Here is a 19,265-nt window from a genome sequence, read left to right as displayed (position 1 = left end):
TCCCCATCCTGAGGAACCCTCATGACCCAAGTGCACGGGAACGCCGCGACGAATGCCGCCGTATCCGGGGACCGAACGCCCCTCGGCCGTCTCATCGGCGCGGGCCTGCTCCTCGTGGGCCTCGTCCTCCTGGCCCTCGGCGCCTTCCTCGGCCCCTACACCTACGCCACGTCCACACCGGGCAAGCTCACCGTCGAGAACTGCACCGTCGACTACAAGTACCGGGGAACGTCGAGCAGTTCGCGGAAGAAGACCAGGACCAGGTGGTGCTACGGCACCTTCACCGCCGACGACGGCAGCGTCAAGGACCTCAACGCCGAGCTCAAGAGCGACGCCCTGTACCGGCGCGGCCACGTCCTCCAGGCCCGCAAGACCGGCGACACCTCCTACAAACTGGACCACGGTTGGGTCGGCGCCATCGCCGTCGGCTGCGCCTGGTGGTTCGGCGCCCTGATCCCCCTCGCCGTCGGCCTCCTCGGCGCCTCCACCGGCTTCTCCTCCAACCAGCCGGCGAGCCAGGCCCTCCTGCGCACCACCGTCGTACTGGTCGCGGTGGGCGTTGCCGGGTTCGCCATCAGTCTGCTGGTGGTGTTCTTCACGTGACGGAGGCCCTCCGGCGCGCATCCGTCATCCGCCCGACCTTCTGAGGCGGCGCCCCCGCGTGTGCGGGGACGGCCCCTTCTGCTCCGCCGACCGTGCCGAATGTGTTCGCCACTGAAGCAAGCCGGGTTGTGCTGCGTGATCACGTGTGCATAGCTTTCCGCCACATGACCATGACGCGGAGAACGATCCTCAAGGGGCTGACCGCCGCCCCGTTCGTCGCAGCCGCCGGCAGCCTGACGGCCCCCACCGTCGCCGAAGCGGCCACCATCGACGCGGGGCAGTTCAGCCTCAGCAGCCGATCCTCCAACGGTCACGGCGAGTTCGCCGATCTGGCCGCCGGCCTGGCGACCAAGCTGACCAAGGTGGACGCGACGACCGTCATCGCGGACACCAACCGCAACGCCATCCACCTCACGAGCGCCCCCGGCACCGTAGAGGCGTTCGCGACCGGATTCGCCTGGGACAGCCCCGACCAGGCGGTGGACTACTGGATCCCGCAAGGCGTCACGACCAGCGCCGACGCCTACGGCAACGGGGTCTACCCGGCAGGCGGCAGCAACAGGGTCGTCCTCGTCTCCTGGTACTTCGAGACAGACCCCGACGACGACGGCGTCGACGAGTACGCGCTCGACAAGGGCCTGAGGCTGACGTTCGTCGACTGCACCACCGCCGGCACACCGACGTACCGGCACGTCCTCCTGGTCGAGCCGGTCAGGACCGGCACCGGGGAGTACTCCTTCAACCCCATCCGCAAGCACGCCGGCGGCATCATGTGGTACGGCAACCTGCTCTATGTCGTCGACACCTACAAGGGGTTGAGGGTGTTCGACCTGAACACCCTCTTCAAGGTGGCCACCACTCAGACGGATGTGTGCGGCCTGCACACCGACGGGTCCTACTACGGCTACGGGTACCAGTACGTCCTGCCCCAGAGCCACGCCTACGACAACGCGGGGACGTACCTGCGCTACACCACGATCGGGCTCGACCGGGCCAGCAGCCCCGACAGCCTGGTGGTGAGCGAGTACTCCCTGTCCGGGACCGTCGACTACACAGACGGCACCTTCAACGGCACGGGCCCCGGTACGACCACCCCCAAGGTGGTCCGCTGGAACCTCGACTACACCAACCGGCAGGTCGCCTCTCTCACCGCGTCCGAAGCCGTCACCGTCGCCCAGCAGAAGATTCAGGGAGTGGTGTCGCGCAACAGCAAGCACTACCTGGCGACGAGCGCCGGCCCGTCCACGAAGGGTTCACTGCGCACCTTCAGCTCCGGCGACTCGACCGCGACCACCGTCTGCGACCTGGCCATCGGCTGCGAGGACCTCAGCTACCACAGCAGTGGCGCGTCCGGCTGGGCCTACAGCGAGTCCGTCATCTGGAACCTCAGCGAGTACGTCGGAAAGCGGTACGTCTACGCGGTCCACGCAGACGGTTCGTAGCCGCGTTGGGGGGACGGCCCGAAGCAGTGGGGGTACGGCCGAAAGCAGTGGGGGGACGGCCCGAAGCAATCGCTGTCCCCATCCGTCCGTAAGCAGACGGGCGCTGCTGAGCGGACCCTGTGATCAGATGCTCGATCGGCCTCTTCCCGCTTGCCGCTTGCAGGCGGCGGGCGGCAAGCGGCGGGCGGCAAGCGGCAGGCGGCGGGCGGCAGGCGGCAGTGCCGGCCCGCACCGACAAGTTGCCGGCGCACGGTTGGCGGCCCGATTCCACGGCAGCCACCGCGTCGCGGTCCCGTTCCGCTTGCCGCCGCGCGAGGAAGGCCGTCCCCTGACCGCGTCCCGCGCCGAGCGATGTGCAGCTCCGGCGCGGATACGTGACCCAGCCGCGTGCGGGTCAAGAAGATGTCGCTGGCATGCCAAGTGACTGCTGGCCTAGGCTGAGCAAGAACGTTCCTTCCGCACGGGGTGAGGGCCGGCCAACCGGCTCCTGGAAAGGCGACGATGAACCAACCGGTCGATCCGAGGCTGGCCTATGCCGAGCCATCGGCACCAGCCACGACCGCTGCGCCGCAGCCTGAGCCGTCGCCCTCGCCGGGCCCTCCGCCCACGCCTCCGCCGGCCTCGCCACCGGTCTGGGGCGGCGATCCGGACGTCGGCGTCAGCTCGTCCTTCCTCAGGGCCAGGGCCGGCGTGTGCGAGAGCACCTCCGAGATGCTCCGCAAGACGCGGGGCGCCGCCGAGGACGCCGACGGCGACCTGGCCAAGGCGGCACCCGGATGGTCCTTCGTCGGCAGCGTCGACGACATGCAGCGCCGCTGGGAGGGCCTGCTCAAGGTCGTCACGGACCGCTTGGACGAGGCCGCCGAGAACTTCCGCGACAGCGCGGACGCCTACGACCGGAACGAGTTCGCGACGGCCTCGCAGTTCGCCGATCCGCACGCCCCCCACCCGTTCGGCTGAGCCGGAGGCAGCAGCACCGTGGTCACCTTCCACCAACTCATGGAACTGGACGCGAACGCGCTGGAGACGTTCGCCGACAGGTGGAACGCCATCCACCGCAAGATCGAGGAAGCCCGTACAGAGTTCCACGACGGCGTGGTCCAGAAGCTGCACCAGGACCACTGGCAGGGCGAGGCCGGTCAGCGGGCGCAGGTGTTCTGCGACCGCGTGCAGATGGACATCGACGCCCTGGACAAGGAAGTCAGGGGGCTGCGCGACTTCATCGACACGGAGGTCGACGGAGTCAAGGGCACCGGCGGGAGCAAGGGTTTGCAGGCACTCCAGCGCCAGGCCCGGGAGATCCAGCAGGAGGCGCTGGAGCAGGGCATGACGGTCAGTGCGGACGGTCGGATCGAGTTCTGCGTCATCGACGACCCGGCCGATCCCGAGGTGCACGAGAACTACGAGAAGCACCAGAACACCGCTGACCGCCTCCAGGAGCGGCTGAACCAGGTCCTCGGCCAGGCGAGCGAGGAGGACGAGTGGCTGGCCAAGAGCCTGAAGGTGGTCTTCGGCACGGCACACAACTTCGAGAGCGAGAACCGGAAGTTCGACATCGAGGAACCGGACGCCAAGGACCACAAGGTCCGCAACCAGCTGAACAACGTCGGCGCGTACTTCGCCACGGTCAAGGGCTGGCCCACGGCGGCCGGACTGATCCAGCACTACCTCGACTGCAGCGGCAAGACGGTCGAGGTGGAACCGCAGACCATGATGGATCAGATCCCGGCCTTCCAGTCGGACGTCGACGACACGTTGCGCAAGGATGTCCACGGCCGCCCGGACGGCCCGTTCACCACCGAGTGGAAGTCCACCGCTCCCAACCCCGCGGACGGGGACAGCAGCACGGAGTGGTACTACGCGCTCAACCACTTCCAGTACCGGCTGACCGGCTACGTCCACGACGGGGAGGTCACGTACCGGGTCGAAGTCAAGAAGCGTTACGACTGGGGCATTCCCAGCGAGCACCGCGCCAACGCGACCGGGGGCTGGGGGCCGGCCAGCATGAACCTCGAGCAGGCCGACATCGCCCACCTCAACACCGTCGGCATGGGCCGGGACTTCGATGTCGTCGGCACCTCCGACGAGATGACGTCCTGCGCATGACCGGCCGGCACACCACCAGCAACGCCGCTCGCCGGGACCGGGACCCCGACCGGGCGGCCGAGCCGGACCCCGGCCGCCGCGGAGCCTTGAGGTCGGTGCTACGGGTCGTCCTGTGGCTGGCGGCGCTGGCCGCCGTCGCGTTCACCGTCGTCGTGGTCTACGGGTTCATCAAGCTCGATCACGACATCGACCACCCCCAGGACGGCTTCTCGGGCTGGCAGTGCGCCAGCCAGTCGGGGACCTGCGATCGGTGAATCAGCCGGGCGGGTGGGCCAGGTCTGCCGTCTCATGACATCAGTTCCTCGCCGACAGGCCTGACCGCACCTCATCCGCAGGGACAGCCGTATGGCGTCGGCCGTCGGTGCGTGCCATTCTCGCCCTCGCAAGGCACTGGCCACCGGGCAGGGCCTGCACCAGGAAACACCCCGTTCCGACTGGGACGCCCGATGCGTCGGGTCAGCGTCGCGGGGGTGGGACGATGCCCTGACTCAGCGCTTCCAGAGCCCGGGCCTGCTCCTTGGTCGCCTCGACCGCAGCCATGGAGCCGTCGGCGAAGTGCAGGTCCACGCGTTCCGAAAGCGATGTGTGCCGGATGGCAACGCTTCGCAGCTGTCCCGGCAGGATCTCGCCCAGACGCCGGGCCTCCCTGAGCGGCGTTCCGGGCGGTACCTTGCCGAACAGGGGCACCTTCTTGGTGGAGACCGTGCACATCAGCAGGATCCTGCGGTCGGTGAAGACCATCAGCGCCCGTTCATTGTCGTAGTCGGTGCGCGAGGTGTCGGGTCCGGTGCGCACAGCGATCGCGAACTGGCCGGCCATGCTCTGCCATCCGCCCGTAAGACCGGCCCCGCGCACGACGCGTCGGAGCCTGCGGATGATGCCGAAGTCGAAGTTCTCGACAGCATCCGCGGCCGAGAGGGCACCTTCGAAGGCGCCCTCCACCGCGCCCCGCGTGCCCGTCCACTGCTTGCCATTCCGCAGCTCGCGGGGCAGGGGACGGCGGATCAGATCGCTCAGCTTCACCTCGACGATGCCGAACAGTCGCTCGTGTGGCTGCAACGACGGTGCCATCAAAGGCACATGGGAACCGCCGCCGAACAGGCGCGGCTCGAAAATAGGCTGTGGCGGGCCGTACTGGCCGGCGCTCATCCGAAGTCCTCCTCGATCCGTGTCTTCGGCACACGGTACGGGGCCTCATTCCAGCGGCCGTCGAGCTGGCCGGTCACGGCGTCGATGGCGGGGTCTTTGCTCAGCCCGTCCGTGACGGCGCTCATCGGGCCGTCGGCACCCAGGACTGATCCGATGCCACCTGCGATGGTGCCTTTCGCGGCGCCATACACGGCCTTGGTGCCCTGGCGGCCGCGAACTCTCCGAGGTTCTCCATCGACGGGGAGCGGACCAGGTCCCTGAGGCTCCTGGCCCTGTTGCCCACGCCGCCGATCTTCCGCACGGCCTTGGCCGCCTTCAGCCCGTCCTTGATCGTACGGAAGGACTTGCGGCCTCCTTGATCTTCCGGACCTCCTCCATCAGCTCGTCCAGCGTCTTCGCCAGGCGAGCGGAGACCGCTTCCACACGACATGGGAACTTCCGCCCACACGGGAAGCACGACCGAGAAACTGCCCAGCGCTCACCACCTCAGAAGTGAAGCGCCTCGGCCGGACAGAGCCGTCGAGGCCACGTGCCACGGCCCCGGCACCCGGGACCACTAGGTCACCAGCGAGACCCACGGAGTTCTCCCAGAAGTCCGCGTCGAACTCGCCTTTGGTGGAACAGCCCATGAGTGAGGCACGCACCTTGGGCTCCGAGAGCCTCGATGCCATGGTGGCGACGCTGAGCGCACTCGCTGCAAGCAGCAGCGCAGTCCCGAACGGCCCTGTGCACAACAGCGCCAACAGGTCTGCCACCGCAGCCAGCACACCAAGAATGTTGGTGAGGTTGTCCCCGACCCGGCCAAGCGCCTTGCTCAGTTCAGCCCCCGGCTCTTCCGGCACCAGAACGCTTCACAGCTGCCAGCCACGGCTATGGTGTCGGGCTGCCGCCCCCTTCTTGCCCGTCCCCAACTCCCCCTGCCGCTCAGCTTGCTCCCGGTCGATCTCCTTCTGGTACTCGTCCAATTGCCGCTGACCCTCGGCTTCTGCAGCACGGCGCTCTTCAGCGCTCATCTGTTCGTACGCACGCTTTCCCAGTGCGGCCCTCTCATGCAACGCCTCACGGTAGGCTCCCGTCCGCATCGCTTGGCGCAACCCGACCCTGCCGGCCAGCACTTCGCGGGCCATCTCCCGCAAGGTTTCGTCCCCGCTCCCCGCGAGCTTCTGCAGTGACTTGCGCAACGCCCGGGCCCGAGCCGGGTCCTTGGCGATGTCGAGGAATTCCTCGTCTCCGACCTCGCGTTCATCCATGCGCACTGCTCCTCACGTGGGGGTTTGTGGACAGCGCTAGAGTAGCTGGCGGCTGTAGATCGGAAGCATGGTGACGGGGTGAGGAATGACGTTCGAGGTCAAGCCGGACTACCTTGATGGGTACAGCCGCCAGGTGGAGCGTGCAGCTGAAGACGTGCATCAGGCGCAGGAGTACATCAAGAAGTACGGCGATATGGACGCAGTCACCGGGCAGGGGCTGTTCCTATGGGCAACCGGCATGCATTCGCAGGCGATGGACGGGGTCAACGACGTGGTCACTCGACTTCACGGCCTCCTGACTGCCAGCGCAAAGGAGCTGTCGAAGTCCGCGGAATACTATCGCGCAACCGATCAGGACCAGGCGTCAAAGCTCGACGCCACCTACCCGCCGAGCAAGCGCTGACGCATCTGGAGACCTCACTCACATGAGTTTCACAGACACTGTCGAACCTGTCCACAACCTTAAAGCACCCAGCCAGCCCGAGGAGTTCTCGAAGGGAATTGTTGGCGACACCGTCAGCACGGTGAGTGATCCTGAGTCCCAGCGAATGGGCGCTCTCGACGATTGAGTTGGTCTTCGGCTTCAATCCCTTGGAAGAGGCCATCGCCTGGTTCACCGGTGACTGGGAGTCGTACGTCAAGTGCGGCGAGATGTGGGCGAACACGGGAAGTCTCGCCAAGGACGTGGCAACGAACCTGAAGTCCGGGAACAGAGAGCTGGACGCGACGTGGAACGGCAACGCGGCCGATGCCGCCTACGTCTACTTCAATGAACTGGCGAAGAAGATCGACGCCTTGGACGGGGACCTGAAGGAGCTTCAGAGCGCGTACAAGGAAGTCGGCCTGGCTGTGGCCAGGGGCGCAGACCTCATCAAGGGCCTGCTTGAACAACTGGCGGATGAGGCAATCATCGCGGAGGTCGAGCTCGCGGCGGGCATACTGCTGGCCGAGACGGGGGTGGGTGCCGTCGTGGGCTATGCGGCTGCTGCTCTGGAGATCGCCGAGATGATCAAGACGTGGGGGCGTATCACCGAAGCCTACAGTGCTGCCCAGCAAGCCGTGGATGTGGCCACGACCGCCAGTGGACTGGTGGTCGGCAGACTCAGCGTCGCCCTGAAAAGCTTTCCCGAGCCAGGGCAGAGCTACGACAATCCCGCGGTGTAGCCGCCCTCAGCTCAGGAGCCAGGCCAGCAGTGTAAGGAGGAGGCAGACACCAGCACCGGCGAGGCCTCCGCGAACGAACCACTTTCGCACCGTGCCGACCTTGGTTCCTGATATCGCCCGGGTGATCAAGGCCACTTGCATCCCGCTGCGGGGGAACATGCCTGTGGCGGCGAACGCCATGCCGAACGCCGCCACAAGCCAGCCGAGGAAGAACATGGCGATCCACCGGGTCGTCTCCCCGAAGCCGACCTTCACGTACCGGCCCCCAGTCCCCAGCTGCACGGAAACCTTGCTACCCGGTTTCACCTTCGCCCGGATGCTGGCCTGGTCGTCGACGACCTTGCCGTCGTCGGACCTGAAGGTCCCCCCGCATACCGTGGTGTCGCTGGAATTGCGGCTACCTTGTTCGACCCAACAGCGCTCCACGGTCAGAGTGCCATGGGTGCCGACGACGCCGGCGGCGTGGGACGCGTTGTAAAGGCCGACGCCGAAGATCACCAGCGCGAGACCGAAGAACAGTCCCCCGAGAGCACGGCCCATGACGCCAGGTTGGGGGAGCGTCGTGATCGGTGCGAGCGGCGTCAATTCCGGCTGCGTCACTACGCGCCCTCTCCCATGTCGTACCTCTCGACCAGCTCACGGTCGCACCTCATGCCGTCCCTCGGCACCGACTTCACACTGCACCGACCGTGTCGCAGCTCCCTCATAAGGCGCAAGTAAACCAGGATGCCGGACCCGGTGCGCAGTCCGGGTGTGACTGCCCATGTGGAGATGAAGTCCAGGGTCTGTGGCTCCGCGGCCATGGCGATCGGAACAGGATCACGGGAAGCCCTACGGCTCCTGGCCACGGTCCGGACCGGCCAGCCGACCAGCCAGCCGGCCGGCCACCGCATACTCGTGCCTCAGTCGGCGACGCGTGCGCCGATGGCCCGGGCGCGACGGCGGGCTTCAGGGCTGACACCCTTGCGGCGGGGGGAGGTGCGGGGGTGCCAGGCGACCGGATCGACCACGTAACTGAGCGACTTCAGCCCCGGCCGAGCCACCACACAGGCGAAACGGGGATCGCCTGCGTACCAGAGTTCCTCGTGGAAGCCCTTGCGCGCGACGCGGTCCCACAGCTTCAACAGGTTGCCCGGTTCCTTGGGCGACACCATCTTCTCCGGACGGTCCGGATTCGGCAGGACGAAGACGGCGGACTTGCCTTTCAGCCGCACGGCTTCGGGCTGCTGCCGCCACGGGTAGACGGTCAGGATGCGTCGCAGCAACCAGACCTTCTTCAGCCGTCGTGACACCATGACCGCCAGATATCCGGTCACTGCCAGTGGCAGGGCCATGAGGGCGGCCGCCCAGACGGGAAGCACGACCACCGTGACCGCGACGAACACCCACCAGAGCGCGGACCAGCCCACCAATTTGGCCAGCTGCAGTGCAGCCCAGCGGCCCAAGGCACTGGAGGTTCCCGGAGTCTCCCAGGCGACAGTGCCCTCGTAGGCCGCCGCGCACTTGCTCATGCTCATGCGGTCATCCAAAATCGGCGGTGATGCAGTCCCTGATGTCGCCACCGGCGCCATCGTCGCGCGCGGCGCGCTCGATCTCCGGCATGGGGTTGCTGAAAGAAACGGTGTACGCGATCCCCTCCATCAACTCCCGGTAGTGCTTGCGCGAACCCACGGCCGTTGTGCTCAGCGTTAGGACGGCGAGCTGTACGCCTGAAGGCGCCGCGATATAGAGATTGCACTGGTAGAGCTCCTGCGCAGGATTGCCAGCGATGGCGGGCATAGTGACCAGGGTGTCGGACACCGTTCCGGGCCGACCACCCGGAAGAGCCAACAAGGCCACGTTCTCCGAGCATTCGCGTAAAGAGACCGCTCGGACCACCGTGAGCTTGGGCGGCGCCCACTCGATATCACGCAGCGCCACAGTGACCACAGAGACGGCCGACGAACCGTTGTCGGCGTGGTGCATGCCGAGCGAGCAGCCGATGACGCCCTCGCTCTGCATCTGTCGCACCATGTACCGCACGTCGCGCAGCGCCCCCACGTACCGGGCGCGTTCCGACTCGGGTGCGCAGTCGGCGATGAGCGCCATGACGTTGTCGAGCTGAGCCTCGTACTCCGATCCGGGCTCCGCATCAAGGGCGTCGAGCGGGACATCGACGTATCCCCTGGGTAACGCGTACCAGATCTTCGCACTCGGGTCCCGGGCCGATTCGTCGATCAACAGCCGCAGCGGGGGGTTCATGGACTTCTGCTTCATCCGAACAGCCTCACTGTGTTGCCGATCAGACTGACCGCGGCCGGGCCGTCGAACAGACCCGCGCGCCCCGTGTCGATCGCGGTGGCTGTCCCCTTACCGTCGTTCAGAGCGTCGATGTTATCGGCGGCCAGTCCGAATCCGGCCGTGCCCACTCCGGCCACCGGGGAGGCGAACTCCACAGCCGTCTTGAGCCCCTGGCCGCCGCCGACGGCCCGTACAACCAGATCTCCGAAGGGGTTCGCGCCTGAGGCCGTGATCCTTCCCGCAGCGGTGGCGGTATCGTCCGCGAAGCGACCGAGGAACTGCCCAGCGGTCACCGCCTCGGACGCGAAGCGCGTCGACTGGACAGCGCCGTTGAGGCCACGTGATACCGCCCCGATACCCGGCACAGCGCCGAGGAAATCGCCGGCGAGTCCGACCGAGTTCTCCCAGAAGTCCGCGTCGAACTCGCCCTTGACGAACCCGTCCTTCAGCGAGGCCCGCACCTTGGGGTCGGAAAGCCTCGATGCCATGGTGGCCACGCTCAGTGCACTCGCGGCGAGCAGCATCGCAATCCCGAACGGCCCTGTGCACAACAGTGCAAGCAGACCCGCCACCGCACCAAGCACACCAAGAATGTTGGTGAGGTTGTCCCCGACCCAGCCGAGCGCCTTGCTCAGCCACCCCGGCTCTTCTGGCGCAAGGTCCTTCGTGGAGTCGTTCAACTTCTTCGCGAGGTCCCGCGCCTCGGATTCGTGCGTTCCCTCCAACTCCCGTGCCTTGCACATCACGTCGTCGAGGGCGCCCTGCGCCTTGTTGACCGCGGTGACGGCGTCGTTGAGCCGGGCCGTGGCCGCGTTCAGGCGGGCCTGCGCGGTCTCCAGCTCAGGGCCTTCCTCAAAGGTCTGTCCCGCGAGCTTCAGGTCGGGGTCCTGCTTGGCTACGTCGTGCCGGGAGTTGGCGGCCTTCAGCTCACCCTTGTGGTCGGCCGCCTCGGCGTCATACTTGTGCGCCAACTCCCTGCGGCTCGTCAGGCCTCCGTGCCACGTGCCGAGGTGGCCGGCGGCGAGGGTCAGGGACCTGTGGGCGTCCTTCATGTACTTCGGCAGGTCACCGTCGAGGGCCTCGCGGAAGCCCAGGGCGGCGTCGCCCTCCCAGAAGCTGGATTCGCCGAGCAGTTTGTCGATCTTCTGGTAGGCAGTCTGCAGAGCGCTCGCCGAATTCACGAGCTGGGTGCGGAGCTTCTCGACTTCCCCCGGCTCCCCCGGCACGGGATTCCACCCGAGGTTCACATACGGATTCTGTGCCATCGCAATCACCTCCCCGCAGCAGCGGCGCGCTTGAAGCTCTCCTCCAGGGAGGTCTCGACTTCGCGGTAGTTGTCCGTATTCTTCTGGAGGCCCTCGGTTAGCTTGGCGATGCGATCCTTGATCTGCTCGTTGCCGTACTTCCACCGCTCCTGGAACGTGTCGCACGCCTCGTCCAGCTCCGGCGTCCCGATCTGGTCGGCCCGCACGTGCTGCAGAGCCGTCCGCACCTGCTCAAGGCAGTCGTTGGCTTCCTTGAGGTCCTTGGTGAAAGTGGCAAGCTGATCAATGTCGGTCTTGAAGTGGTCCCCCACGCAGGCCTCCTGTTGCGTGTCGACGGTCGCATCAGCAAATGACAACGGGCAGTCGAATGGGTCGATCATGTCATGAAGCAGCAAACAGACCGTACAAGAGTCGTCAAGTTGACTTGGACCGACCTCCCCCGACCGATCGATCCGGCCTCAGGAGACCCGGGCACCAGCCCGGCCACAACCGGTTGCAGCTCCGGCGTCCAACCACGCTGGACGGCACCGGCTGCCGTCAGCAGGCGCCGCCTGCCGAGCGCCACGGATGATCGCAAGCGTGTCGCCCGTGTTTCCGTGCGGTCGATCACCCCGGACGGTCGAGGAAGGCACTCCACGTGTCGAGGCTGAAAGGCGATGTCGGCGAGGGCCGACGAGAGGTACGGGACCCCGACGAGGACGAGATCCCCGGGCGCGGACTGTTGCTCGTGGAGGCGCTGACCGGCCACTGGGGGCGTACAGGAACGCCGGGTGAGGCAACGACGCCATGCCCTCAGGGCGAGCGATGCGCCCTGCCGAATACGGCCATCAGCCACCCAGCAAGATGTTCGGCTCCTTCTCCAACAACGTGGTGATACCAGCCTGTTCGGCAAGAGCCTTCCGCTGCGGGGCGGCCTGGGTGCGCTCCTGCTCGTACTTCTCCCAATCCGCGGGCTGCACGAAGAGCATGTCGTTGCTCCCCGGTATGATCACGACGCCGCCGAAGGCTATATCACCGGCGAACCAGGCGCCGCCATCATCGGCCTCCTTCGGCCAGCCGCGCACCGTCGAGGCGCTGATCGCACGAAGATAAGGAGCGCCATGCTGCCCACGCACGGACAGCCGCACGGTGTGCACATCGCCGAGGCGCTTCCACTCGGATTCCTTCTTGAGCACCCGAGTGCGGTACTCCAGAGGGTAGGTGCGCAACACCTTCTCGCACACCTCGAGCCGTGACCCGTGGCGCAGCCGGAGAACCAAGAAGATCAGCAACAACAAGGCGACAGGTATACCGAACGCGGGCAGGACGGCATCCCAGGCCAACAGGTGCGCCACGAACGGCACGGCGAACAGGACTACAGCAAGTGAAAGTCGCGTGGCAATGTGCCGGTACAGCAGCATGCGATTGTGTTTGAGCACCTTGACAACATCGGGCGCCACAGTCTGATTTTCCATGAGATGGTCAAAGTCCTCACGCGTTACCACCCCGGCCGAGCCCGCTCACGGCTTGTCCGACGTCAGCGCCGGCTTGTCGGTCCGGTGGGACGCACAGGTCTGGATATCCCTTGCAGGCGGGGGGATGACTTCTGTGACCGACCATCGATCTGAGAAGCCTCGTCGATCAGTTCACAGCGGACCGTTCGATCCCACTCCCCCTATGCTGCATAGGTGATTCGCATTCACCCGCACAGCCTGTCTGCTGCATGACTTTCCAAAGCCCTTCTATTGCGCTATTGGGCGTAGGGGTTGCGGTGCTGCGGTGGCTGTACAGGAGGAGTGGGGTACCCGTGTCCCTGGCCGGGATCTGCAGTCGGGTACGGCTGCTGGGCTGTCGGGTACATAGCCTGCTGAGGTGGATAACCCGTGTTCTGAGTATATGAGCCGCCGTTCCCGATGCCAGAGCGGCTGCGGGATACCGCAAAGAGGACGGCAACGGCGGCAATTACGGCTCCGATGCAGATAGCGCCGACGAGAAGGACGATGGCACCCATTGAGGAGGATCCCTTCTTGCTCTGGGGGTGGTTCCCTAAACCGTCGTTTTCCCGTGATGCATGGTTCCCCGGAACCCCCGAATTCCTCCACCGCCGATGGACGGTGAGCTGCTTCTACTGCCCTTGGTGCGGCGGCTGTTGGGCGTAGGGGTTGGGGTGCTGCGGGTGCTGTCCTGGAGGCGCGGGGTATCCCTGGTTGGGGGCTGCATTGGGGTACGGCTGGTGGCCCGTCGGGTACTGAGGCGGGTAGCCCGTGCCTTGAGGGGGGACTCCGCCGCCGGAGCCGGGGCCACCGTTACCGCCCTTGCGGCGACTGCGGATTACCACGATGGCGATCGCAATAACGACCACGACGGCTACGATGCCAGCGATGAGGAAGATGCTGCCGGAGGAGGATGCACCGTTGTCCTTGGTCGGACTCGTGCCGTCCTTGTCTTTGGAGGCGCTGCCGGAGTTCGTGGACGTGGGTGGCGAGGCCTGGGCGAGGGGGCCTTCCTTGGGACCAGCGGGGATGTTCATCGTCAGCGCGGAACCGGGGCGGGCGATTCCGTAGCCCAGCTCACTGTCCGGAGCCTTCTTGCCCGCGTTGTTTAGGAAAGATGCTGACTTGATCAGACGGTTGATGATCTGACCAGCGGTTAGGTCAGGGTATTTGGACCGGAGGAGCGCGACGATGGCTGAGACGTAGGCAGCGGAGCCAGAAGTTCCATCCGCCACCGCGTAACCGCTGCGGGTAGTCGGATCAGCCTGAGCTGTTTGCACGCCTGGCGCTGCGACAGTGACGTTCCCCTTGTTTGAGCTGGACCAGTACTTAAGGTCCTTGTCCACAGCAGAAACAGCAACCACTCCAGGAAGGGCAGCCGGATAGCTCACGGTTCCGGAGTCGTTGCCTGTAGCTGCCACTACTACGACATCGTGCTTTTGAGCATATTCGATGGCCTCGGCACCTGCCGATCCCGGATACGCACTGCTGTCACCAAATGACAGGTTTATAACCGAAGCTCCCTGGTCAACCGCGTAGCGGACGCCAGCAGCCCAGGTTTCAGTACCCGCGCTCGCCGGAGCTTTTACCGGCAAGATCTTGGCCTTCGGAGCCAAACCCATCACGCCAGCGGAACCGTTCGCACCATGTCCATGGCCAGCAATTAGGCTCGCCATTCCGGTTCCGTGACCGTCAGTATCATTGTGAGGATCTCCGCCACCAGTAAAGTCTTTGCCGGCCAAGACTTGTCCTGTGAGATCAGGTTGGTTGGCGTCGACCCCTGAGTCGACCACAGCGACGGTAACTCCCGCCCCCTGTGAAGTTTTCCAAACCTTTTCGGCGTCGTAAACCGTCAGGGGCCATTGCGCATCGCGTACGGCGTCTGCCGAGGCGATTGGGGCTGAAGTGAGGAGCAAGGCTCCCGTCAACGCCACGACTCCTGTCGTGGTCCAGACTCGCTTGAAACCCAATTCCCTGCTCCTCACTCAGCTGATGGCTGCGCCAGCCCTCATACGTGGTCGGATGGCGTTCTGTCCGGCCCGCTCGTTGGCTTACTCGATGGTTCGCGGTACGTTCCGATTGCGGTCCTCTTCAGAGATCCAGGTCTCTTCGTCCTCGACCAGATAGTCGGGACGCTCGCCGCGGGTGTTCTCTTCCTCGGACCGTCGGCCGCTACGGCCGCCTGCACCACCGGCCATAGCGCCAGCCTTGCCGCCGCGCTGGGTTCCGCCGCGACTGCCGTGCAGACCTGCACCGCCACCGGCTCCCTTGCCGACCCCCTTGGCGGCGCCGACCACACCACCACGAGCCTTCGCAAGTGCTCCACGGCCGCCGATGCCAGAACCGCCTCGGCCAGCCGCGCCAGCTCCACCGCCCATGCCGCCCATGCCGGCTCGGCCTCCGACGCCACGACCTGCTGCCGCACCGCCACCAGTCACGCTACCGCGAGCACCCATACCTCCGATGCCGCCACGACCGGCACTACTGCCGCCGACACCAAGCCCTCCCGCAGGAGCCACAATTCCTGAGCCTTGAGCCCCGCCGGTGCCGATTCCAACGCCACCGCCGCCGACGCCTACAGGACCGGTGCCAGGAGTGGGTCCCGTCAGACCGGGGTTGATGCTGTCCACGTTCGTCTTGGCAGTCGGGAGTTGCGTTCCGCCCGTGGGGAGTTGCGTCCCGCCCGTGATGCCCTTGTCACGGGGCAGGGGCACCGCGGGGGCCGGCTTGATGCTGGTGGTCGGCCCCGCGCTCCACGGCTTAGCGGTGCTGCCTCCAGTACGGGGGCCTGAGCCGCCAGCAGGGGGCATAGTGATAGGGGGAGGCATTGGCGTGTTGGGGTTCGGAGGGGAGAAAGGGTCCTCCTTACCGGCATCGTAAGGGTTCCTCTGGGCATACGCCTTGTAGTTGACCGCCAGCTGCTCCATGATCGCCACCCCCTTAAGCTGCTCCTCCTTGCCCTTCGACAGAGAGTCGGCGTTCGCCTGGCGCGCAGCGTCCGTGCTCACGCCCCTGTTGATGTCTTCCAGAAGCTGCTTGTCGCTGCGACCGTCGTCCGTAAGTTTGTCCCAGGCCCTGTCCCAGCCGGATGGTTCTTTGACGTCCCGCATCTTCTCCATGGAGTTCCGCAGGTCGTTCTGGACTGCATGCATGGTTTCGCCGTAGTAGTTGGCCCACGCAGCCCCGTTCCGGATGTTCTGCAGGATCTCGTTGGCCTTCTTGCGGAATGCCTCGGCCGCTTCGCCCTGCCAGTGCTCCAGGACGTTCTCGACAGCGCTCTGCATCATGCCTGCGACGCTGTCCTTCGCGGAAACCTGGTCCACGCCACCGCTCTTCGCATCACCGTCGCCGCCGGACAGGATGTTGTGGACCGACTTCCAGTGCTGGCTGACCTCGTAGATCCGGTTGGGGTCCGCGTCCAGGATCATGGAGCGCAGCTCAGGGATGCCCATCTTCATGAAGGGCGTCTTGAGCTGGCTGCGGTCCGGGCCGCCCATGCCTCCATTGGGCAGCGATTCCAGCTTCTCGTCGTGCTTGTCCTTGATCCGCTGCTCTCGCGCCTGCTCCTGAGCCTTGATGTACTCAGGGTTGTTGTAGTACTCGCCGCCGTAGACCATCGTCAAACTCCCCCTTCGTCAGTGTGGCCTCTTAGTAGGCCGAACCCGTGGACCCGCCGTTTGGAGCAGCAGTTACACCCTGCTTGTTCGCGTGCTCCTGGTTGTTGTACTTGTCCCTGACCTTGGAGGTGCTCGTGCTGAAGTCGTCGATCAGCTGGTGCAGGTCCTTGATCATGGTTTCGATCCGGGTCTTCTGCTTCTGGTGGGCGTCATGAAGGTCGTTCGACTCCAGGAACTTCATGCTGCCGAACGCAGTGCTCGGGATGTCCGTCTGGTACTTGGCCTTGTTGTGGGCGTCGTCCATGTCCGAGAGAAGGCCGTTGAGCTTGCGGATGACCTCATCCAGCGCGCTCAGATCGACCCGCATTCCGTTGCTCATACCCCGTTGTCCTCTCCCCTGTTTGAAAGTTGTCGGCGCCAGCCTCCCGGCGCCCGAGTCATCGCCTAGCCCGACAGCCCAGCACGCCCGACGCGCCCAGGCCGTCCAGCCCGGCGGCCCCTGCCGTCGCGTCCATCCCTCTTACTCCGCCAATCCCGCACAGCGACCCCGCTCCCCGCAGCCACGCCCACCAAGAGCAGTCCGACGCCCAATACGTACACGGCGATCCGGCGTTGCTGTTCCGCCTCGCTCTCGCCCATGGTCACCGCCATGGGCACAACCTCGCCAGCCCCAGCCTTCACCGGCGGATCCGGCGTCGGGGACGTGCCCGGTGTCGAGTCGTCCGACAGCGCGGCCACCGGGTCGACGACGCCCCAGCCGGTGAAGCGGTTGGGGCCGCGGCCCGGGCGTTGGGCCGTTTGCTCGATGCGGGTGGCGATCTGGGCCGCCGTCCAGTTCGGGTGCTTCTCCTTCAGCAGGGCCGCCACGCCCGCGACGTACGGAGCCGCGAAGCTCGTGCCGTCGGCGGTGCACTGGCCGCCCTTCGGGACCGTGGAGACCATGCCGACGCCCGGTGCCGCGACGTCGACGAAGTCGCCCGCCTGTGAGAAGAAGGCGCGTTCGTCGTTGCGGTCGGAGGCCGCTACCGCCAGGACGCCCGGGTACGAGGCGGGGTAGGTGTCCGCTGACTTGCCGTCAGCTCCGTCGTTGCCGGCGGCCGCCACGACCAGGGCGCCGGAGTTCACGGCGGCCGCGACGGCGTTCCGCAGTTCTGTGTTGTCCTGCTTGTCCGCGGTGTCCGAGGAGATGTTGATGATCTTCGCGCCCTTGGCGACCGCGGCGCGGATCGCCGCGGACATGGTTCGCGAGTTGCCCTGCTTGTCCTGCGCGCCCGTGTAGCGGAAGGAGAGGATCTTGGCCTCGGGTGCGATGCCCACGAAGCCGGTGCCCTTCAGCGGGCGGGCGGCGATGATGCCCGCGACCCGGGTGCCGTGGCCCTCGAGGTCCTGTGTGCCGTCCGTGGAGCCGACGAAGTCGCCGCCACCGGAGGCCATCGCGCCGCGCAGTTGAGGGTTGGAGTCGTCGACGCCGGTGTCGATCACCGCGACCGTGACGCCCTGGCCCGTCGCCTGTGCGCGCAGCTGGTCCAGGAGGATCCGCTGGAGTGCCCATGGCGTCGACTTGATGACGGGGCCGCCGAATGTGCATTCGCTGGTGGCCGTGTCGCCGGAGCCGGGGTCGGAGTCGGTCAGGTGGGTGGGGACCACCGGGCCGGCGGGCGCCGAGGCGGCCACTGCCGGCGTACCCGGTGCGAGGCAGATTCCCGTGACGGCGAGCACGCCGAAGGCCCGCCGTACGGCGGTGGTTCCAGCCGTGCGGCTACGCGAACGGGCGGTCGTGCCCCGCATGTTCAGGTCCCCCGTGTTCAGGCCCTGAGGGCTTCCTTGCTTCCTTCGAAGCTGGGTCATGTGCGTGTAGGTGAAGATGCGCCAAGGCTTGTGAAGATTCCAGGGATTTACCGTGCGCGGCCCCGGACAAGGGCTCGGCCCAGCGGACGCCGTGGCGTCGGCTGGGCCGATTCTCCTCATGTCATGTCCCTCGGGCCGCCGACGGCTCAGCCCCAGGTCGAGGCGTTGCTCTTCTCGGTGGCCTGGTAGTTCTCGGCCGCGTTCTGCAGGGCGGCGGAGATCTTCAGCAGCGTCGCGTGCAGGTCCGCAGCGGTCTTGTCCCACTCGCGCTGCTTGCGCTGGTAGCCCTCCTGGGCCTCGCCTTCCCAGGTGTTGGCGACGCGCTTGACCGCGGCCTCGAGGTCGTCGAGCTGCTGCTTGATGCGGCCGGCGGTGGAGCGCACGTCCGAGGACGCGTTGGTGATCGTGGCGTAATTTACGAGGATGCCCGACATCGTCGTTCCCTTTCAGGAAGAGTCGAAGGAAATCGGCGGCAACCGGTCGCAATCGGCGGCAACCGGTGACCACCGCGGAAAGTGGTGAAGAGCTCTGGAGAGCAGGAAGAGTCGAGTCGCGAGCGTTCGGCTCAGCCGAAGTCGGACATGATCTTGCTGATCTCGGAGTTCTGCTGCTCTTCCGACGCGGAGTAGTTGCTCCGCGTGGAGTCCACGGCTTCCTTGATGTCGTTGAGGATGTCGCTCATCCTCTTCGCGTCCGCGTTCCAGCGTTCCTGCAGCTGGTGGTAGGACTGGGCGGCCTGGCCCTGCCAGCCGCCCGCGATCTGGTCGATCACTCCGTTGAGACGGCGGATCTCGCCCTGCAACTGACCGTTCACGGTGTTGATGTCGCCCGAGAGCTTGGTCAGTTCGTCTTCTGTTACCCGGAACTGGCCGGCCATGTTGAACCTTCCCCCATGTCGTCGTTGATCCGGGAAACCTGCACCAGTACCCGGAGAAGCGGCCCATCCATGAGCGCTGAAAGCACTCTATCGTCCGCCCGTCACACATCCACAAGCAAGGCCAATGAGTTACAGGGTTCACACACTTGAGCGATGATCCTGTGATCCACTGCCCCCAAGTGCCGCTTGTTT

The 19,265-nt window shown here is 66.0% G+C and carries 22 protein-coding genes; 7 read left to right on the top strand and 15 right to left on the bottom strand.

Annotated features, from left to right (window positions below; genetic code table 11):
• The first annotated feature begins 21 nt into the window (after positions 1-21).
• From ACFYZE_RS25755 to ACFYZE_RS25735, 5 genes are all read left to right on the top strand, one after another.
• Positions 22-603, top strand: coding sequence for a hypothetical protein (locus ACFYZE_RS25755; protein ID WP_388998533.1), 582 nt, complete (start codon positions 22-24; stop codon positions 601-603).
• 164 nt (positions 604-767) lie between these two features.
• The gene (locus tag ACFYZE_RS25750; RefSeq protein ID WP_388998530.1) at positions 768-2,045 is read left to right on the top strand and encodes a hypothetical protein; all 1,278 of its coding nucleotides are present in this window, start codon (positions 768-770) and stop codon (positions 2,043-2,045) included.
• A 711-nt stretch (positions 2,046-2,756) separates the two neighbouring features.
• Complete coding sequence (locus ACFYZE_RS25745) at positions 2,757-3,005, top strand: hypothetical protein (protein ID WP_388998527.1); 249 nt, start codon at positions 2,757-2,759, stop codon at positions 3,003-3,005.
• Between the two features lie 18 nt (positions 3,006-3,023).
• Positions 3,024-4,151, top strand: coding sequence for a hypothetical protein (locus ACFYZE_RS25740; RefSeq protein WP_388998524.1), 1,128 nt, complete (start codon positions 3,024-3,026; stop codon positions 4,149-4,151).
• Positions 4,148-4,405, top strand: a complete 258-nt coding sequence (locus ACFYZE_RS25735) for a hypothetical protein (protein WP_388998521.1) — start codon at positions 4,148-4,150, stop codon at positions 4,403-4,405. Before ACFYZE_RS25740 ends, ACFYZE_RS25735 begins: the two co-directional genes overlap by 4 nt.
• Before the next feature lie 202 nt (positions 4,406-4,607).
• Here the strand turns inward: ACFYZE_RS25735 and ACFYZE_RS25730 are convergent, their stop codons facing one another.
• The 3 genes from ACFYZE_RS25730 to ACFYZE_RS25720 all read right to left on the bottom strand — a co-directional run bounded on the left by ACFYZE_RS25730 (position 4,608) and on the right by ACFYZE_RS25720 (position 6,550).
• A complete protein-coding gene (locus ACFYZE_RS25730) occupies positions 4,608-5,300 on the bottom strand; it encodes a hypothetical protein (protein WP_388998518.1) in 693 nt (230 codons plus the stop codon).
• Positions 5,297-5,425: a hypothetical protein gene (locus ACFYZE_RS25725; RefSeq protein WP_388998515.1), complete on the bottom strand. Its 129-nt coding sequence runs from the start codon at positions 5,423-5,425 to the stop codon at positions 5,297-5,299. Before ACFYZE_RS25725 ends, ACFYZE_RS25730 begins: the two co-directional genes overlap by 4 nt.
• Positions 5,426-6,151: 726 nt before the next feature.
• Entirely contained in the window at positions 6,152-6,550 is a 399-nt protein-coding gene (locus ACFYZE_RS25720; protein WP_388998512.1) for a hypothetical protein, read from the bottom strand.
• 85 nt (positions 6,551-6,635) lie between these two features.
• On the opposite strand from ACFYZE_RS25720, the gene ACFYZE_RS25715 reads away from it, so the two are divergent.
• Entirely contained in the window at positions 6,636-6,953 is a 318-nt protein-coding gene (locus ACFYZE_RS25715) for a hypothetical protein (RefSeq protein WP_388998509.1), read from the top strand.
• Between the two features lie 125 nt (positions 6,954-7,078).
• Complete coding sequence (locus ACFYZE_RS25710; RefSeq protein WP_388998506.1) at positions 7,079-7,714, top strand: hypothetical protein; 636 nt, start codon at positions 7,079-7,081, stop codon at positions 7,712-7,714.
• Positions 7,715-7,720: 6 nt separating this feature from the next.
• On the opposite strand, the gene ACFYZE_RS25705 is transcribed toward ACFYZE_RS25710, so the two are convergent.
• The 12 genes from ACFYZE_RS25705 to ACFYZE_RS25650 form a co-directional block, all read right to left on the bottom strand.
• Entirely contained in the window at positions 7,721-8,254 is a 534-nt protein-coding gene (locus tag ACFYZE_RS25705; protein ID WP_388998503.1) for a hypothetical protein, read from the bottom strand.
• A gap of 362 nt (positions 8,255-8,616) precedes the next feature.
• A complete protein-coding gene (locus ACFYZE_RS25700; protein ID WP_388998500.1) occupies positions 8,617-9,231 on the bottom strand; it encodes a hypothetical protein in 615 nt (204 codons plus the stop codon).
• Positions 9,232-9,235: 4 nt separating this feature from the next.
• A complete protein-coding gene (locus tag ACFYZE_RS25695) occupies positions 9,236-9,970 on the bottom strand; it encodes a hypothetical protein (protein WP_388998497.1) in 735 nt (244 codons plus the stop codon).
• On the bottom strand, positions 9,967-11,220 hold the full coding sequence (locus tag ACFYZE_RS25690; protein ID WP_388998494.1) for a hypothetical protein: 1,254 nt from the start codon (positions 11,218-11,220) through the stop codon (positions 9,967-9,969). The genes ACFYZE_RS25695 and ACFYZE_RS25690 overlap by 4 nt, the downstream gene beginning before the upstream one ends.
• Positions 11,221-11,264: 44 nt before the next feature.
• Positions 11,265-11,639, bottom strand: a complete 375-nt coding sequence (locus tag ACFYZE_RS25685; RefSeq protein WP_388998492.1) for a hypothetical protein — start codon at positions 11,637-11,639, stop codon at positions 11,265-11,267.
• Positions 11,640-12,086: 447 nt separating this feature from the next.
• A complete protein-coding gene (locus tag ACFYZE_RS25680; RefSeq protein ID WP_388998489.1) occupies positions 12,087-12,713 on the bottom strand; it encodes a hypothetical protein in 627 nt (208 codons plus the stop codon).
• Between the two features lie 650 nt (positions 12,714-13,363).
• Positions 13,364-14,665 (bottom strand): S8 family serine peptidase, encoded by a 1,302-nt coding sequence (locus ACFYZE_RS25675; protein ID WP_388998641.1) that lies wholly within the window; start codon positions 14,663-14,665, stop codon positions 13,364-13,366.
• Between the two features lie 117 nt (positions 14,666-14,782).
• The gene (locus tag ACFYZE_RS25670; RefSeq protein ID WP_388998486.1) at positions 14,783-16,348 is read right to left on the bottom strand and encodes a hypothetical protein; all 1,566 of its coding nucleotides are present in this window, start codon (positions 16,346-16,348) and stop codon (positions 14,783-14,785) included.
• Between the two features lie 31 nt (positions 16,349-16,379).
• Entirely contained in the window at positions 16,380-16,727 is a 348-nt protein-coding gene (locus ACFYZE_RS25665) for a hypothetical protein (protein WP_388998483.1), read from the bottom strand.
• A 65-nt stretch (positions 16,728-16,792) separates the two neighbouring features.
• Entirely contained in the window at positions 16,793-18,136 is a 1,344-nt protein-coding gene (mycP, locus tag ACFYZE_RS25660) for a type VII secretion-associated serine protease mycosin (RefSeq protein ID WP_388998480.1), read from the bottom strand.
• Positions 18,137-18,342: 206 nt separating this feature from the next.
• A complete protein-coding gene (locus tag ACFYZE_RS25655) occupies positions 18,343-18,630 on the bottom strand; it encodes a WXG100 family type VII secretion target (RefSeq protein ID WP_388998477.1) in 288 nt (95 codons plus the stop codon).
• A gap of 131 nt (positions 18,631-18,761) precedes the next feature.
• Complete coding sequence (locus tag ACFYZE_RS25650; protein WP_103843682.1) at positions 18,762-19,073, bottom strand: WXG100 family type VII secretion target; 312 nt, start codon at positions 19,071-19,073, stop codon at positions 18,762-18,764.
• Positions 19,074-19,265: the final 192 nt, after the last annotated feature.

Source organism: Streptomyces sp. NPDC001796 (genome assembly GCF_042892355.1).
GTDB lineage: Bacteria > Actinomycetota > Actinomycetes > Streptomycetales > Streptomycetaceae > Streptomyces.
The sequence above is the reverse complement of the archived record's forward strand: the minus strand, read 5'-3'. Positions and strand labels throughout refer to the sequence as shown.

Coding starts and splice junctions, on each gene's coding strand:
- ACFYZE_RS25670 (WP_388998486.1), bottom strand. CDS start 16,348: ATGGTCTACGGCGGCGAGTACTACAACAACCCTGAGTACATCAAGGCT.
- ACFYZE_RS25695 (WP_388998497.1), bottom strand. CDS start 9,970: ATGAAGCAGAAGTCCATGAACCCCCCGCTGCGGCTGTTGATCGACGAA.
- ACFYZE_RS25650 (WP_103843682.1), bottom strand. CDS start 19,073: ATGGCCGGCCAGTTCCGGGTAACAGAAGACGAACTGACCAAGCTCTCG.
- ACFYZE_RS25745 (WP_388998527.1), top strand. CDS start 2,757: ATGCTCCGCAAGACGCGGGGCGCCGCCGAGGACGCCGACGGCGACCTG.
- mycP (WP_388998480.1), bottom strand. CDS start 18,136: ATGCGGGGCACGACCGCCCGTTCGCGTAGCCGCACGGCTGGAACCACC.
- ACFYZE_RS25755 (WP_388998533.1), top strand. CDS start 22: ATGACCCAAGTGCACGGGAACGCCGCGACGAATGCCGCCGTATCCGGG.
- ACFYZE_RS25725 (WP_388998515.1), bottom strand. CDS start 5,425: ATGAGCGCCGTCACGGACGGGCTGAGCAAAGACCCCGCCATCGACGCC.
- ACFYZE_RS25655 (WP_388998477.1), bottom strand. CDS start 18,630: ATGTCGGGCATCCTCGTAAATTACGCCACGATCACCAACGCGTCCTCG.
- ACFYZE_RS25700 (WP_388998500.1), bottom strand. CDS start 9,231: ATGAGCATGAGCAAGTGCGCGGCGGCCTACGAGGGCACTGTCGCCTGG.
- ACFYZE_RS25715 (WP_388998509.1), top strand. CDS start 6,636: ATGACGTTCGAGGTCAAGCCGGACTACCTTGATGGGTACAGCCGCCAG.
- ACFYZE_RS25735 (WP_388998521.1), top strand. CDS start 4,148: ATGACCGGCCGGCACACCACCAGCAACGCCGCTCGCCGGGACCGGGAC.
- ACFYZE_RS25665 (WP_388998483.1), bottom strand. CDS start 16,727: ATGAGCAACGGAATGCGGGTCGATCTGAGCGCGCTGGATGAGGTCATC.
- ACFYZE_RS25680 (WP_388998489.1), bottom strand. CDS start 12,713: ATGGAAAATCAGACTGTGGCGCCCGATGTTGTCAAGGTGCTCAAACAC.
- ACFYZE_RS25705 (WP_388998503.1), bottom strand. CDS start 8,254: ATGGGCCGTGCTCTCGGGGGACTGTTCTTCGGTCTCGCGCTGGTGATC.
- ACFYZE_RS25720 (WP_388998512.1), bottom strand. CDS start 6,550: ATGGATGAACGCGAGGTCGGAGACGAGGAATTCCTCGACATCGCCAAG.
- ACFYZE_RS25730 (WP_388998518.1), bottom strand. CDS start 5,300: ATGAGCGCCGGCCAGTACGGCCCGCCACAGCCTATTTTCGAGCCGCGC.
- ACFYZE_RS25750 (WP_388998530.1), top strand. CDS start 768: ATGACCATGACGCGGAGAACGATCCTCAAGGGGCTGACCGCCGCCCCG.
- ACFYZE_RS25685 (WP_388998492.1), bottom strand. CDS start 11,639: ATGATCGACCCATTCGACTGCCCGTTGTCATTTGCTGATGCGACCGTC.